This window comes from Vibrio sp. 10N.222.47.A9 (genome assembly GCF_963872585.1).
In the GTDB taxonomy this organism is placed as follows: Bacteria; Pseudomonadota; Gammaproteobacteria; order Enterobacterales; family Vibrionaceae; genus Vibrio; species Vibrio splendidus.
In genome coordinates this window covers 65248-80156 of sequence record NZ_CAWNBB010000041.1, presented here as the reverse complement: position 1 = coordinate 80156, position 14909 = coordinate 65248, and the positions used below count along the sequence as shown (strand labels likewise).

Here is a 14909-nt window from a genome sequence, read left to right as displayed (position 1 = left end):
GATTAAGCGCTGCTATGGCTTGTGGTGCATCATCTTCTCGTAAATGAGCTAGTTACTCGCTTGCGCGTTTGGCAAGCTCTGCGTCGTTTTCTTCACGAAGCACTCGGCGCAAGATCTTACCTACATTGGTTTTTGGTAGTTCTTCACGGAACTCAATCAATTTAGGGATCTTGTAGCCAGTTAGGTGTTCACGGCAGTGCGCGATAATGTCTTCTTTGGTTAGGCTAGGGTCACGTTTCACAACGTAAATCTTAACCAGCTCACCAGACACCTCATGAGGTTGGCCGATAGCCGCAACTTCTAACACTTTGCCATGCAGAGCCACTACGTCTTCGATCTCGTTCGGGTAAACGTTGAAGCCCGATACTAGAATCATGTCTTTCTTACGGTCTACGATGTACAACAAGCCTTCGTCATCAAACTTAACGATATCACCAGTCGATAACCAACCATCTTGGTCGATCACTTCTTTGGTCGCTTCTGGACGTTGCCAGTAGCCTTGCATCACTTGAGGACCACGAACCTGCAATTCACCCACTTGGTCATTACCAACCACTTTACCTTCATCATCAACAATACGAACTTCTGTTGATGGTACTGGTAGGCCGATTGCACCCGTGTAGTCTTTTAGATCGTATGGGTTACCTGTTACCAGAGGAGCACACTCGGTTAAACCATAGCCTTCAAGTAGATGGACACCTGTCGCTTTCTTCCATTGCTCAGCAACAGCGCGTTGAACCGCCATACCACCGCCAACAGATAAACGCATATTACTGAAATCCAACTCATGGAAATCTTCGTTATTGACTAGCGCATTGAATAAGGTGTTTACGCCAGTAATCGCGGTAAACGGAACCTTTTGCAGCTCTTTAATAAAGCCAGGAATGTCACGAGGGTTAGTAATCAGAAGGTTACGACCACCCATCTCAACAAACAGTAAGCAGTTCACAGTCAGTGCGAACACGTGGTAAAGCGGCAATGCCGTTACGACTAATTCGCGACCTTCTTGCAGTACTGGGCTATATGCCCCTTTCGCTTGAAGTACGTTCGCAATCATGTTGCGGTGCGTTAGGATTGCGCCCTTCGCTACGCCCGTTGTACCACCGGTGTACTGTAGGAATGCGATGTCATCGCCCGCCATAAATGGCTTCACGTACTGTAGGCGACGGCCTTTGTGCAGTGCTTTTCGAAATGAGATAGCACCCGGCAGGTCGTACTTCGGCACCATGCCTTTTACGTATTTCACTACGAAGTCGACAATCGTACCTTTCGCTCGTGGCAGCATTTGCCCCAAGCTGGTTAGCACAACATGTTTAACCGGAGTTTTATCAACGACTTTTTCTAGCGTGCTCGCAAAGTTAGAAACGATAACAATCGCCTTTGCGCCAGAGTCATTCAATTGATGTTCAAGTTCACGAGGCGTGTACAGTGGGTTGACGTTCACTGCAATCATACCTGCACGCAATACACCAAAGAGTGCAATTGGGTATTGCAGCAAGTTTGGCATCATAAGCGCGACACGATCGCCTTTCTTCAGTTTTAGATCATTCTGCAAGTAAGCAGCAAAAGCACGACTGCGCTCTTCAAGCTTACGGAATGTCATGATAGACCCCATGTTCTCGAATGCTGGTTGGTCTGCGTACTTCTGTACCGACTGTTCGAACATTTCAATAAGAGATGGGTACTGATCTGGGTTGATCGTCTCTGGTACGTCACTTGGATAACGTGAAAGCCAAGGTTTGTCCACTATGTTACTCCTCGTTTATCAGCTGACGACTGCTTCGCCGCTTTTTATCATTGCGGTATTACAGCACAGCTTTAGTGCATGAGCACTAAAAGGCTCAAACACTTGTTTAAATTTTGTTAACTACACCAAGAATTAGCTTTGAAACTAGCTCTGGGCTCTCTAAATGGCAATGATGTCCGCCAGGAACAGTCTCTATATTCAGAGAACTATGGGCTGATTTGTAGCGATTATGCTGCAAATGCCGGAATCCATCATTTCCTAAAACTATTAATTGAGGGCATTCAATAGCCGCCATGATCGCTTCAGCATGCGCTTGTGACATTCGATATAACGAGTCACATTTTAGGTTAGGGTCGCATCGCCATTGCCAAGAGTTATCGAACTCGGCAATACCTTGATCTACAGTCGCTTGACTAAGAGCAACTTGATCTACAGTCGCTTGATCAAAAACAGCTTTAGCAACAACAGTTCGATCAACAGTACTTAGCTCAACGATTCCTCGTTCAACAATAGGAGCAATAAGTTCTGCTTTGATTTGATTGGCGTGAGCTCTCAGCTTAATAGCATCCTCAAGACTTGCCAGAGGACGTGAAGGCTTTCTTCGCTGTCGAAGACGACTGAGTACCCCATCTCTCAAACGAGAGACTGTTTCGTGGGGAGCTTCAGAAAGAGGTCCGTGACCTTCAATTTGAATTAATCCTGACACCTTTTCAGGAAAGGCGGCACTATAGCAACTTGCGATCAATGCACCAAGTGAATGTCCTACCAGTACCAGTCTGTTTGGCGATAATTTAGTCACCAACTGATGCAAATCATCAATATAGTCGTGAAATGGGTAATAACTCCCCGGTTTATGCGACGAGAAACCGTGTCCGAAGAGATCGATAGCAACGAGGTGAGTATCTGGAGAAAGCTTGGCTATTTGCGGCATAACCTGAGTGAAACTTGCAGAATTATCTAGCCAACCATGAATAAAAACGACCGTCGTTGCGGTCGTTTTTGAGTTGCCAATCTGTTGTGTTGCAAGCGTCCCGCTCGCAAGGGAATATGACTTTTCAATCATTGATTGTATGGTGTCCCTATCGTTTAGTGTGTCGATTTCAGGTTCGACTATTCCACATCTTGAATCACACGGCCTGACTTAGGCATGGTTTGAAAGCTGCGACAATGCAAACTGCGGCAAGAGTAATAGGTTGGCGCAAAGTCGTTGATGACCACTCGCTCGGTGATCTGCCATAAACGTTGGTTGTAGACATTCATTACTGGGAAGGTATAAGGGTAATCACCAACGGTGCCATCTTCAGTACCACTTGATGTTCCAACCAAGGTGATTAAACGGCCTTCAGCAAAGCTCAAAGGTTCTACATAGCCATCAATGTAACCAACAAAACGCCCTTTTGGCTCGGCATCAATATCTGGTTTACCGTTACTTGAGATAGGTAAGTTAACCACTTCAACACGAGTCTTATCTTGTAAGTTAGTGACTTTAGCTATCACACCACCTAAACGAACGTCACCAGCGTCTGGCACTGTGTTTACCCACTCTTGGTAGTCAGTTACCACCTGTTCAGAGTTTGCATTAAGTTCTTCTGGTAGAGATGAGCAACCCATCACCATCGAAGAGAAGGCGACAAGGAAAAATAAGCGAGATTTAGAAATGAGAGAAAACATAATGCTGGTCCTTAGAAAAGGATAAATGAAAGCACAAAGCTAGATATAAATATCGACCCCAATAAGCTTCGCAAGTTCCTCTTTTTTAGCTTGATTCATCACGTCCATATACTCCTCCATCGCACGTCGTCCACGCCCTTCTGGAAGATCATATTGAACCTGAGCTTTGTGGATCTCAGATTCTTTGACTTGGCGAATCGAATGCGAGACAGCATTCGCGACCTTAGTTGGCTGACCAACTGAGGTTTTTGCATCGCCTTTTTTTACCTCGTTCTTTTTGTTGGTTCGATTGGTTTTGGATGTATTGCCTATCGAAGAAGGAGGTAAGCCGTTTAGTGAAACCATGCTTAAAGAGTTTATTACCTGATGTTAATGATTGTGTATCTGTTTTTATTTTGGCTCTGCAAAGTGAATGCAAAGCCAAAATAATACGTATTTACTCTCGACCTGGCAGTTTTTTCCACGTCACTTTATCACGAAGATAAACAGGCTCAGACTCTTCTGCTGCAACCGCTTTACCTTCTGCATAAGCAAATTGAGCAAGGAACGCCATGTCTTGAGCTTCTGGAAACAGGACTTCACACGCTTTGGTGTTAATCGCTAGTGTGTCCATGTGCTCTGCATACGCTTCCCAACCGGTGCCGACTTTTGCCCATGTCTCAGAATCCACTTCAAGCTGCGCAGCCAATTCGCTTGGAGGCGTGACACATTCCGCATCAACCGCAGTCCAACGACCATCGTCTTCACGGCTGTAACGAGCCCAATATACTTCACTCATGCGAGCATCAATCGCTGTAGCTACGTGAGTTTCACCAAATTTACGGTAGCTGCCTTGCGCCATCGCTGCCAGTGTAGATACACCGATCATCGGTAAATCAGCACCAAAAGCCAAGCCTTGAGCAATACCGATACCAATACGCACACCCGTGAAACTGCCTGGGCCTTGGCCAAACGCGATTGCGTCGATATCGGTTAAAGCGACATTCGCTTCTTTCAGTACTTCATCAACCATAGGTAGAATTTTTTTCGTATGGTCTCGAGGAGCCTCTTCGCTACGTGCGAACACCTGGTCACCCATTACTAGTGCAACTGAACAGTTTTCAGTTGCGGTATCTACTGCAAGAATTTTCGCGCTCATTCGTGTCTCAAATATTCGTTATCTAATCTAAAAATAATGGCTAAGCTCAACAATGCCAATTACTCAGCAGCGGTTGAATGGTCTTTAGCTAAGAATTCTTTAATGATCCCTAAGTCACGGGTACGTGGGATAGGCGGTAAACTCGCCAAAAATACACCACCGTAATCGCGGGTCACCAAGCGGTTATCGCAAATAATCAAAGCGCCATTATCACGTTTATCACGTATTAATCGGCCAACACCTTGTTTCAAGGTAATCACTGCGTCTGGTAACTGTACTTGTGCAAAAGGATCACCCCCTTTTAACTTACAGTCCTCGATTCGAGCCTTAAGTAACGGGTCGTCTGGGGCGGTAAAGGGCAATTTATCGATGATAACACAGCTTAATGCGTCGCCCCTAACATCTATACCTTCCCAGAAGGCGCCAGTGGCCACCAGCAATGCGTTACCTAATTCCATGAATTCGGCTAAGGTTTTTTGCTTACTTGTCTCACCTTGTAACAGAACTGGAACCGAGAGCGTTTCACGGAATCGTTCCCCCAACTCTTTCATCATGCTGTGTGAGGTGCACAAGAAGAAACAGCGACCTTGGTTTTGCTCAATCACAGGGGTCAACATTCTTACTAGCTTATCCGCTAAGCCCGGGCTATTTGGTTCGGGAAGATAGCGAGGTACACACAAACGCGCCTGATTTGGATAGTCAAACGGGCTTGGCAGTGAAAACTGTGCTGACGGTTTTAACCCGAGTCGAGAGGTGAAATGGTCGAAATCATCCGACACCGCTAGCGTTGCTGAAGTAAACACCCAAGCACCCGGTTTAAGCTCGATTTGTTCATGGAATTTATCCGCAACCGAAAGAGGCGTGATGTGCAAAGCAAAGTGGCGTGGCGTGGTGTCATACCAATAGGAATAACCGGTAATCGACACATCACACACACGTTCGATACGCGACTTAATCATGGTTGCACGCTCGAAAGCCGTGTCTAACAACTGACTTCGACCCAACGCTAATTTCAATACATCCACAGCCAGTTGCAACGCATCTTGTAAACGCACGAGCTCTCTTGCAATCGACTCTGACTTCAATGCTTCACGCCAGTTACCACGAAAGCCGGTGTCGCCGAGCACAATGCGTAAATCGGCGGCTGATTGAATGAGCCTCTCGCCAACCTTTTGCAGCTGCCGCATGTCTTTGGCTTCAGTGCGGTAAGCGATTTCAATGTCTTTGGCTAGTTCTTGGATTTGTCGGCTTGATACTGATTGTCCGAAATACTGACTGGCGATATCGGGAAGTTGATGCGCTTCATCGAAGATAAACACATCGGCTTCAGGTATCAGCTCACCAAACCCGGTTTCTTTGATCGCTAAATCCGCGAGGAATAGATGGTGGTTTACTACGACAACATCCGAATCCATCGCTTTTTTACGCGCCTTAAGCACAAAGCAATCAGTGTAGCTCGGGCATTCTTTGCCTAAGCAGTTTTCGTTAGTCGAGGTAATGGTTGGAATAACTGGGCTATCTTCAGCAATATCATCGCAATCGCCTAAGTCACCAGTTTGAGTCGCCGAAGACCAGCTGCGCACTTTCACCAACTGAGCTAACAGCGTTGGATCGGTATGAGTGCCATGACTTTCGATCATCTGGCGACTGAGCCTGTCTAAACACAAATAGTTTGAGCGACCTTTCAGCAGAGCAACCTGACCATAAAAACCAAGCACATCGACCATTAATGGTAAATCACGATGAAACAACTGCTCTTGAAGGTTTTTCGACCCCGTACTGATAATAGTTTTCTTACCACTCAGCAGTGCCGGTACTAGGTAAGCAAACGTCTTGCCGGTACCCGTCCCTGCCTCAACAACCAATTGGCTTTGTTGCTCAATGGCCTGTGAGACCGCCTCAGCCATGTCCAACTGAGCTTGTCGTGGTTGAAACCCAGGGATCGCTTTACCCAGAGCACCATCAGCAGAAAACGTTTTAGATATCATAGAGTACGTGGTTTAGAAAAATAGAAGGCGAATTATGGCAGGTTTAGTGAGCCGGTGCGAATCAGAAATGACTGCACACCGGAGGTGTCTATCGAATAGAACATAGCAGGCTAAGTCTTGTTAACCAACCTAGCCCAAAACAAATGAAGGGGTTGTTTAACTACTTGCGATTCAAGTAACGAGATAACCAAGGCGCACCAGAAAAACCGGAATCACTTGGTTGCATAGCTTTAGCAGCATCAGTCGGAGAAGCTTTGCTTTCCCACATTTCATCAAGAACGTTGTCGTCCACCTGAACATCACCCACTAATGAATTTACACGCTTACAATACAACTTTTTCGCTAGTAACTCTTTATCCATAAATGATCACCTATGCATGGCTGAAATGTTGGCTCGCTCTAGTGGAACTTGACCGAGAATATCGGTTAAAACCGTCAGAAATCTAACCTCTACCTAAATTTATTAAGCCTCTCTATTTATTAATCCCCTAAATGAACGGTAGATTTTGTTGAAACCAAATTGATAATAGATTAATTATAACGGTGATATTGCGGCTCAGTTCACCGTTCGACGGCCTGCATTAAATTTGAAGAATCCCGATTGCATATAAAAAAGTGCAACATTCATGGAAGTAAGATGCAAATGGAAAGAAAAACTTTATTAACACATTGTACTGACGCCCCAGGCCTCATCTCTAAGATCACCAACATTTGTTACAAGCACCAACTCAATATTATTCACAACAATGAGTTCGTTGATAACACTAGTGGTCACTTCTTTATGCGTACCGAGCTAGAGGGTTACTTCAATGACGAAACCTTGCTTGCCGATTTAGACCAAGCATTGCCAGAGAATGCGAAACGTAAGCTGATGGGCTCTTCTCGTAAGCGTGTCGTGATACTCGTGACTAAAGAAGCTCACTGCCTTGGCGATATTCTGATGAAGAACTTTGATGGCAGCTTAGATGTCGAAATCGCGGCGGTGGTTGGCAACTACGATACTCTGCAAAGCTTAACCGAGCGTTTTGATATTCCTTATCATCATGTTTCTCACGAAGGATTAAACCGTGAAGAACATGAGAAGAAGATGCTTGAAGTGATTGACCAGTACGAGGCGGACTATCTGGTGCTTGCTAAATACATGCGAGTGCTGACTCCGGGGTTTGTTGAGAAGTACAACCACAAAATTATCAACATTCACCACAGCTTCTTGCCAGCATTCATTGGTGCTAAACCATACCAACAAGCATATGAGCGCGGCGTAAAAATCATTGGCGCAACCGCGCACTTCGTGACAAACGATCTCGATGAAGGCCCAATCATCAAGCAAGACGTGATTCCAGTGGATCACAACTTCAGCGCGAAAGACATGGCTCAAGCGGGTCGTGACGTAGAGAAGAACGTGTTGAGTAAGGCTTTAAACAAAGTGATCAATGATCACGTGTTTGTTTACGGTAACAAGACTGTGATTCTGTAGGTCGGAGGTTCGATTTCCGGTAAGACTTCCAGTTAGAACCCAATAAAAAACGCGCAACAGGGTTAACCCATTGCGCGTTTTTTGTATCTGATGATCTGACTAGCTTTATGAGATTCCCGACTACGCTCTTTCGTCGCTATCGGGAATGACGAACTCGGTGATGAATCTTCTAGCTATAGGCTCTAACATACGCCCTCGAACGCTCAGTCTGTCAGCATCCAAAGATGACTCTGGCCAATACCATCAAACACCCCGTCATTCCGACGAGCCTAGGCGAGATCAGGAATCTATCCCAGCTATTCTCTGCTCAAATTAAGCCTGTTCTGACTCAACAATTTTCTTCAAAGAGTGTGGATGCAGCTTAATACAAATGCCTTGATGTTTAAAAGCCACCGTTGGGTTATTCAAACGTTCACCCTCGCCTTTCGGGCTAGAGAGTTTTATCTTAACGCCTTGCTCTGCCAAAGTTTCAAACTTAGCAGCGAACTGCGGGTAAGTTTCTTTAAGATCCGCTAGATACTGTTCGGCAGTTTGCGCGTGAGAAGGAATCACAAACTCGACATGTTCCCAATCTTGGCTTGGATAAATTTTACCTTCTGCTGGATATGGCAACTCTAAGCACTCAATCTTCCAACCAAGGCTTTGCAATGGCTCATCGAAAGCCAACACCACAATTGGACGGCCATTGATCATCGCTTCTGAAATTGTAGAGCCATATTCAGACCAAGCCAGATGTGCTGATTTCGCAAGCTCAGTTTCATTAATTCTTAATGCAATATGATCCGCTTGAGCAAAGCTTAAATCTAAACCCAGTGCATTTCCTAGGTTCTCAATTTTCGCCATAAACGTATCAAGGCGCGCAATCATTTGTTGTGGTTCTAGTTCGGCTTGCTTCAGGCTCATCGTCATTGTCTTTGTTCTCCAAATAATGGCTGCATGGTATCAGTTTTACTTTCAGCAACAAGCGTTGCTTTTACAAAAAACGTTCAAAAAGTACGGTGTCTTACTTTCCTAAATAGACAAACCTGGCTTGGTCAAAGTCGATTGTCAAAAACCCCTCAGGAAATGTTAATTTTCTATCAATTCGACCTATAAGAAACCCCACAAAATTGGTATGATTAACGCCATTTTTGTGAACTTAAACAGAGTCTGTTGTTCATTTCGGCATTAAATCGTTAACTCGAAGCATAATTAACCAAATTTAATACCCACGAAATAACGGCCACTCTTATTCATCCTTGAATTGAAGGAAACGCGTGTGAATATCCAAGCACTGATTAATGACAAAGTATCTCAGGCTCTAGAAGCCGCTGGCGCACCTGCAGGCTCTCCTGCGGCTGTTCGCCAATCTGCAAAACCACAATTTGGTGACTACCAAGCAAACGGCGTTATGGGCGTTGCTAAACGACTAGGCACTAACCCTCGAGAATTTGCTCAAAAAGTATTGGACGTTCTAAACCTAGACGGTATCGCTTCTAAAGTTGAAATCGCAGGTCCAGGTTTCCTAAACATCTTCCTAGATGAAGCATTCCTAGCACAACAAGCAGACGCAGCACTGGCTGATTCTCGCCTTGGCGTTACAGCGGCTGAAGCGCAAACAATTGTTGCTGACTACTCAGCACCAAACGTTGCAAAAGAAATGCACGTTGGTCACCTACGTTCAACGATCATCGGTGATGCTGTTGTTCGTACACTAGAGTTCTTAGGCCACAAAGTTATCCGTGCTAACCACATTGGTGACTGGGGTACTCAATTCGGTATGCTTATCGCAAACCTTGAGCGCATCCAAGCTGAAACTGGCGAAGTTTCAATGGAACTTTCAGATCTTGAGCAGTTCTACCGTGAATCTAAAAAGCTTTACGACGAAGACGAAGAATTCGCAGTGAAAGCACGTGGCTACGTAGTGAAACTGCAAAGCGGCGACGAATACTGCGCTGAAATGTGGAAAAAGCTGGTTGACGTAACCATGGTTCAAAACCAACGTAACTACGATCGCCTGAACGTATCACTGACACGTGATGATGTAATGGGTGAAAGTATGTACAACCATATGCTTTCAAACATCGTTTCTGACCTACAAACACAAGGTCTAGCAAAAGAGTCTGACGGCGCACAAGTTGTATTCCTAGACGAATACAAAAACAAAGATGGCGACCCAATGGGCGTTATCGTGCAAAAACGTGACGGTGGCTTCCTATACACCACCACCGATATTGCCTGTGCTAAATACCGTTTTGAAGAACTGGGCGCAGACCGCGTACTTTACTTCATTGACTCTCGTCAGCACCAACATCTAATGCAAGCTTGGACTATCGTTCGTAAAGCGGGTTATGTTCCTGAGTCTGTCTCTCTTGAGCACCACGCGTTCGGCATGATGCTAGGTAAAGATGGTAAGCCATTTAAAACTCGTGCAGGCGGTACAGTACGTCTTGCTGATCTTCTGGACGAAGCAGAAGTGCGTGCAACTCAGCTGATTGAATCTAAAAACCCTGAGCTAGCAGAAGACGAGAAGAAAACCATCGCGAACACAGTTGCAATGGCGGCTGTTAAATACGCAGACCTTTCTAAGCACCGTACCACTGATTACGTGTTCGACTGGGAAAACATGCTGGCATTTGAAGGTAACACAGCACCGTACATGCAGTACGCATACACTCGTGTCGCTTCAATCTTTGCTAAAGCAGGCATTTCTATGGACTCTCTTGAAGGTGAAATCAAAATCACTGAAGAGAAAGAGAAAGCCCTTATCGCGAAACTTCTGCAATTTGAAGAAGCGGTACAGTCTGTTGCTCGTGAAGGTCAACCGCACATCATGTGTAGCTACCTGTTCGAACTTGCTGGTCAATTCTCTAGCTTCTACGAAGCGTGCCCTATCCTTGTGGCTGAAGATGAAACCGTTAAACAGAGCCGCCTGAAGCTTGCTGCACTGACAGCTAAGACTATCAAGCAAGGTCTGTCTCTTCTAGGTATCGAAACTCTAGAGCGCATGTAATTCCCTTCGGGTTACAATGAATAAATACAAAGGTTGATGTGAGAGCATCAACCTTTTTTTTTATCTAACGTATACTGAATTCAAGAAATCGAAATGGATAATAATAATGAGCTTTGAACTTCACCCTCAGTTAGCAAAAGACACCACGCTTATCGGCGAATTTCCACTAAGCTTGGCACTGCTAAGCAAAGACAGCGCAGTGCCTTGGGTTATCTTGGTACCAAAACGTGCCAACCTAAAAGAACTGCACCATCTACCAATGAAAGAACAACAGCAGTTCTTGCTTGAGTCTCAAGCGGTAAGCCAAGCATTAGAAGCAACGTTCCAACCAGACAAGTTAAACCTAGGCGCGCTGGGTAACATGGTGCCACAACTACACATTCACCATATTGCACGTTTCAAAGACGACATCGCGTGGCCAGGTCCAGTATGGGGCAACACCAAAGGCGAACAGCGCAGTGAAGAACAACAAGCCGCAATCCATACTCGTATTCAAAACGTTTTATCGCTGAGCTCTATCTTTAAGAAAGCGTAATTCGAGTTCATCTCACTACGCATTAAAGCAAGGCTGTTCAGAATAGACACATGACAAAAAGCCGCTCATCTAAAATAGGTGAGCGGCTTTTTATTGTCTAATCTCGTCGTTTTCAACGAGAGTATGAAGCTCTGAACTACATCATCACATTCAGTGACAGACCATCTTGTTTGCTGATGGTGTAACGAATACGTGTTGTATGGCCATGCTTGTTGGTATCGACCAAGCGGGAAACTTTCCCTTTCTTGACCCAAAAACTCAGCATCGCATCGACACCGTCTTCGCTCATTCCAAACTTAGACGCGAGTTCACTACGAGCAGCGACACCTTCGTTATCGATGTATTGATGAAGTTCAGTTAAAATCATACTACTTGCACCTCTAACGCTTTTTGCTTACTGCCGATTTTCTTGAAGACGCGATACGTCACCACAAAGCCACCAGCAATTGCCACCATCCACACAGCACTACTTACTGGGTGTACAGCAAAGTTTGCTGCTTGGTAGTAGAAGGTTGCGCCGAAGTAACCAAGAGCCATTGTCCATACCGCAATGAAGCGGGCAAACGTCTGACCAAACTCACGAACATAAGCACCCATCGCAGCAACACAAGGTGTGTAAAGCAGGATAAGAATTAAGTAAGCAAACGCAGCGTGGCCTGATACAAACTTGTCTTTCAAGTTACCAAAGATCGAAGTATCAACCTCTTGATCCGCAGCCACAGAGCTTGAGTCAGACAAGTCGCCCACTTCAATCCCTAATGGATCTGAATAGCTCAAACCAGCTAGGTTTTCAGGGATGGTCATGACGGCTTCTTGCAAGCTTGCTGCTAAATCGAATTCAGCCGCTTCTTCATCTGATGGCGTGGTGTACAAGCTGTTTAATGTACCAACAACGGCTTCTTTCGCAAAAATACCCGTAATAATACCAACCGTTGCAGGCCAGTTCTCTTCAGTAATACCAATAGGTTGGAACACTGGAGTCACAACTTGAGCCGCTTTAGATAGCACTGAGCTTTCGCTGTCTTCGTTACCAAAACTGCCGTCCATACCTAATGAGTTCAGGAAGCTAAGAATAGCCACAACCATAACGATGGTTTTACCTGCGCCAAGCACGAAACGTTTCAGCTTCTGCCAAGTTTTCAACATCACATTTTGCACGGTCGGCAACTCGTAATCCGGCATTTCCATAACCAAGCTATCACTGCTACCAGGATAGATAGTATTTTTAAGGAATAAGCCCGTAAATACAGAAGCAACAATACCCATGATGTACAGAGCGAATACTACATTTTGTCCGGCACCAGGGAAAAACGCAGCTGCGAATAGTGCGTATACCGGCAAACGCGCACCACATGACATAAACGGTGCCATTGATGCTGCCAGTTTACGTTCACGCTCTTGGTCAAGAGTACGAGTTGCCATGATTGAAGGTACGTTACAACCAAAACCAAGTACTAACGGAACAAACGCTTTGCCCGGTAAGCCAATCTTCTGCATCACTTTATCAAGTACAAATGCAGCACGAGCCATGTAACCCGAGCTTTCTAATACCGCTAAGAACAAGTAAAGCGCGGCAATAACCGGAATAAAGGTCGCAACCGTTTGAATACCACCGCCGATGCCATCGGCAAGAATGGTAACTAGCCAAACCGGTAAATGGCCATCTAATAAATGGTGTCCACCATCAACTAATATTGCGCCAACACCAATATCAAAGAAGTCGATAAACGCACTACCGATATTGATAGAGAACATGAACATTAGGTACATGATGACGAAGAAGAAAGGAATACCGACCCATTTATTCAAAATGAATTGGTCTGCTTTCTCAGTAAAGTTACGGCTTAGTTTCCCTTCACTGCGACGAACACGTTTACAAAGGTCATGTAAGAAAGTGTATTTAGCGTCAGCAACAGCAAGGTCAATATCGAAATCGGCGCCTAGGCGCACACTGTCAATTTGAGTGCGAGTTTGAGGAGCCAATCCGTTCAAGACTAAGTAATCATTTTCTAAAGCTCGAATAGCCAGAGCTCGGTGAGATACATCAGCATCATCAAATTGTGACTCAACAGAAGGGATAAGAGCTTCTAACGCGGCATCGTAATCAATAGAGATAGGATCAAGACTCACACCTTGAACAAGGAGTTTATGTAGACGCTCTTTAAAACGTGCAACTTGGCCTTTGTCGTTTGCAGACAAGCTTAAAACTGGACAGCCAAGCTCTTTCTCTAGCGCTTTAAGGTTAATCACCTGACGCTCACGCTTTAATACATCCATCTTGTTCAATACAACGATCATTGGGCGACCCAACTCTCGTAATTGTAATGTCATGTATAAGCTTCGTTCTAGACAGCTTGCATCTACAACATTGATGATCACATCTGCAGGGTGAGTTAGCACAGCACGAGACGCGATAGATTCATCGATGCTGTTCGCATCATTACCACTGTCTAGTGCGTAGATACCCGGTAAATCCGTTAGCTGAAACTGATCACCAGCGTGCGAATACAAACCCGTCTTCTTTTCTACGGTTACACCAACCCAGTTACCAACGTGCTGCTTAGCACCAGTTAAGGCGTTAAATAATGTTGTTTTACCACTATTTGGGTTACCAACGGTAAGAACTTGATAATCCATTTAGATAACCTCGATTTGTTCTGCAATGCTTTCACGAATGGCGATAGAAACACCTCTCACCTCCACTTGAAGTGGATCACCCATCGGCGCACGACGGATTAGCGTCACCTCAGTTTTTGGCAACATGCCCATAACCATAAGTTTTTTTCTAACGTCTGGTGTTAAGCCTGTTAGTGCAACAATAGAAGCCGCTTTTCCTTGCTCGAGTTGTGAGAGTTTCATAAATGCCCAATTCGTGACTGATAATGAGAAAGATTGTTATTACCGCCATGATACACATACATGACCACAATTCTATTGTGTGAAATCAATGTTTTCGAAAATACATACTCGTAAATTTCGTTAAAAACGTTTACGTCAAAAACGTTACTTTCAACAAACAACGAGAACTACCTCACTAGTACCAATCAAGAAAAACCAACATAAATTATTAATTATCAATAACTTAAAATAATGTCGGTTTTCTCATGGCCATCTGTCGTTAATTTTATAAGTAAAATAAGTGGGCAGACGTATAGTTACTCCAACGAAGAGAAACTACTTCTCTTTAATTTTATTCCAGAGGTGATGTGGCTTGCCATATCACTCCGGCAGCAAGCGAAGGTGTCCTTGGCACCCGTGGTATAGTCCCCCCGGCTATACCACGATATTTTTTTTCTTCCTTTTTTTATCCCAACAGCCTTTTAAACTCCCCACAGCTCTCTATCTCGTATCTCGTATCTCG

At 44.9% G+C, this 14909-nt stretch carries 14 protein-coding genes; 3 read left to right on the top strand and 11 right to left on the bottom strand.

Annotated elements, in window-relative coordinates:
• Nucleotides 1–52 precede the first annotated feature (52 nt).
• The 7 genes from fadD to AACT19_RS12470 form a co-directional block, all read right to left on the bottom strand.
• A complete protein-coding gene (fadD, locus tag AACT19_RS12500) occupies nt 53–1747 on the bottom strand; it encodes a long-chain-fatty-acid--CoA ligase FadD (RefSeq protein ID WP_004734190.1) in 1695 nt (564 codons plus the stop codon).
• A gap of 106 nt (nt 1748–1853) precedes the next feature.
• Complete coding sequence (locus AACT19_RS12495) at nt 1854–2810, bottom strand: alpha/beta hydrolase (RefSeq protein ID WP_076646504.1); 957 nt, start codon at nt 2808–2810, stop codon at nt 1854–1856.
• A 47-nt stretch (nt 2811–2857) separates the two neighbouring features.
• Complete coding sequence (locus AACT19_RS12490) at nt 2858–3418, bottom strand: Slp family lipoprotein (protein ID WP_004734192.1); 561 nt, start codon at nt 3416–3418, stop codon at nt 2858–2860.
• A 39-nt stretch (nt 3419–3457) separates the two neighbouring features.
• Nucleotides 3458–3763, bottom strand: a complete 306-nt coding sequence (locus AACT19_RS12485) for a hypothetical protein (protein WP_004734193.1) — start codon at nt 3761–3763, stop codon at nt 3458–3460.
• Between the two features lie 91 nt (nt 3764–3854).
• On the bottom strand, nt 3855–4556 hold the full coding sequence (tsaB, locus tag AACT19_RS12480) for a tRNA (adenosine(37)-N6)-threonylcarbamoyltransferase complex dimerization subunit type 1 TsaB (RefSeq protein WP_017079483.1): 702 nt from the start codon (nt 4554–4556) through the stop codon (nt 3855–3857).
• Nucleotides 4557–4615: 59 nt separating this feature from the next.
• Nucleotides 4616–6544, bottom strand: coding sequence for an ATP-dependent DNA helicase (locus AACT19_RS12475; protein ID WP_076646502.1), 1929 nt, complete (start codon nt 6542–6544; stop codon nt 4616–4618).
• A gap of 160 nt (nt 6545–6704) precedes the next feature.
• Complete coding sequence (locus tag AACT19_RS12470) at nt 6705–6905, bottom strand: hypothetical protein (RefSeq protein WP_065606287.1); 201 nt, start codon at nt 6903–6905, stop codon at nt 6705–6707.
• A 282-nt stretch (nt 6906–7187) separates the two neighbouring features.
• Here AACT19_RS12470 and purU point away from each other — a divergent pair, with 282 nt between their 5' ends.
• Complete coding sequence (gene purU / locus AACT19_RS12465; protein WP_017093523.1) at nt 7188–8021, top strand: formyltetrahydrofolate deformylase; 834 nt, start codon at nt 7188–7190, stop codon at nt 8019–8021.
• A 312-nt stretch (nt 8022–8333) separates the two neighbouring features.
• Here purU and AACT19_RS12460 read toward each other — a convergent pair whose 3' ends face one another.
• Entirely contained in the window at nt 8334–8930 is a 597-nt protein-coding gene (locus AACT19_RS12460; RefSeq protein WP_076646500.1) for a VOC family protein, read from the bottom strand.
• A gap of 349 nt (nt 8931–9279) precedes the next feature.
• On the opposite strand from AACT19_RS12460, the gene argS reads away from it, so the two are divergent.
• Both argS and AACT19_RS12450 read left to right on the top strand, forming a co-directional pair.
• The gene (gene argS, locus AACT19_RS12455; RefSeq protein ID WP_017088029.1) at nt 9280–11013 is read left to right on the top strand and encodes an arginine--tRNA ligase; all 1734 of its coding nucleotides are present in this window, start codon (nt 9280–9282) and stop codon (nt 11011–11013) included.
• 106 nt (nt 11014–11119) lie between these two features.
• Nucleotides 11120–11548, top strand: a complete 429-nt coding sequence (locus AACT19_RS12450) for an HIT family protein (RefSeq protein WP_017088030.1) — start codon at nt 11120–11122, stop codon at nt 11546–11548.
• 136 nt (nt 11549–11684) lie between these two features.
• Here AACT19_RS12450 and AACT19_RS12445 read toward each other — a convergent pair whose 3' ends face one another.
• From AACT19_RS12445 to AACT19_RS12435, 3 genes are read right to left on the bottom strand one after another with little or no spacing between them, the layout of a single operon-like run.
• Nucleotides 11685–11915 carry a FeoC-like transcriptional regulator gene (locus AACT19_RS12445; protein ID WP_076646498.1) on the bottom strand — a complete coding sequence of 77 codons (231 nt, stop codon included), beginning with the start codon at nt 11913–11915 and terminating at the stop codon, nt 11685–11687.
• Nucleotides 11912–14185: a Fe(2+) transporter permease subunit FeoB gene (gene feoB, locus AACT19_RS12440; protein WP_004734202.1), complete on the bottom strand. Its 2274-nt coding sequence runs from the start codon at nt 14183–14185 to the stop codon at nt 11912–11914. Before feoB ends, AACT19_RS12445 begins: the two co-directional genes overlap by 4 nt.
• Nucleotides 14186–14407 carry a FeoA family protein gene (locus AACT19_RS12435; protein WP_004734203.1) on the bottom strand — a complete coding sequence of 74 codons (222 nt, stop codon included), beginning with the start codon at nt 14405–14407 and terminating at the stop codon, nt 14186–14188.
• Nucleotides 14408–14909: the final 502 nt, after the last annotated feature.

What these genes read in the sequence shown, in the direction of transcription:
- tsaB (WP_017079483.1), bottom strand. Translation starts at nt 4,556, where the DNA reads ATGAGCGCGAAAATTCTTGCAGTAGATACCGCAACTGAAAACTGTTCA.
- AACT19_RS12460 (WP_076646500.1), bottom strand. Translation starts at nt 8,930, where the DNA reads ATGACGATGAGCCTGAAGCAAGCCGAACTAGAACCACAACAAATGATT.
- AACT19_RS12495 (WP_076646504.1), bottom strand. Translation starts at nt 2,810, where the DNA reads ATGATTGAAAAGTCATATTCCCTTGCGAGCGGGACGCTTGCAACACAA.
- AACT19_RS12445 (WP_076646498.1), bottom strand. Translation starts at nt 11,915, where the DNA reads ATGATTTTAACTGAACTTCATCAATACATCGATAACGAAGGTGTCGCT.
- AACT19_RS12450 (WP_017088030.1), top strand. Translation starts at nt 11,120, where the DNA reads ATGAGCTTTGAACTTCACCCTCAGTTAGCAAAAGACACCACGCTTATC.
- AACT19_RS12475 (WP_076646502.1), bottom strand. Translation starts at nt 6,544, where the DNA reads ATGATATCTAAAACGTTTTCTGCTGATGGTGCTCTGGGTAAAGCGATC.
- AACT19_RS12435 (WP_004734203.1), bottom strand. Translation starts at nt 14,407, where the DNA reads ATGAAACTCTCACAACTCGAGCAAGGAAAAGCGGCTTCTATTGTTGCA.
- AACT19_RS12485 (WP_004734193.1), bottom strand. Translation starts at nt 3,763, where the DNA reads ATGGTTTCACTAAACGGCTTACCTCCTTCTTCGATAGGCAATACATCC.
- AACT19_RS12490 (WP_004734192.1), bottom strand. Translation starts at nt 3,418, where the DNA reads ATGTTTTCTCTCATTTCTAAATCTCGCTTATTTTTCCTTGTCGCCTTC.
- feoB (WP_004734202.1), bottom strand. Translation starts at nt 14,185, where the DNA reads ATGGATTATCAAGTTCTTACCGTTGGTAACCCAAATAGTGGTAAAACA.
- purU (WP_017093523.1), top strand. Translation starts at nt 7,188, where the DNA reads ATGGAAAGAAAAACTTTATTAACACATTGTACTGACGCCCCAGGCCTC.
- AACT19_RS12470 (WP_065606287.1), bottom strand. Translation starts at nt 6,905, where the DNA reads ATGGATAAAGAGTTACTAGCGAAAAAGTTGTATTGTAAGCGTGTAAAT.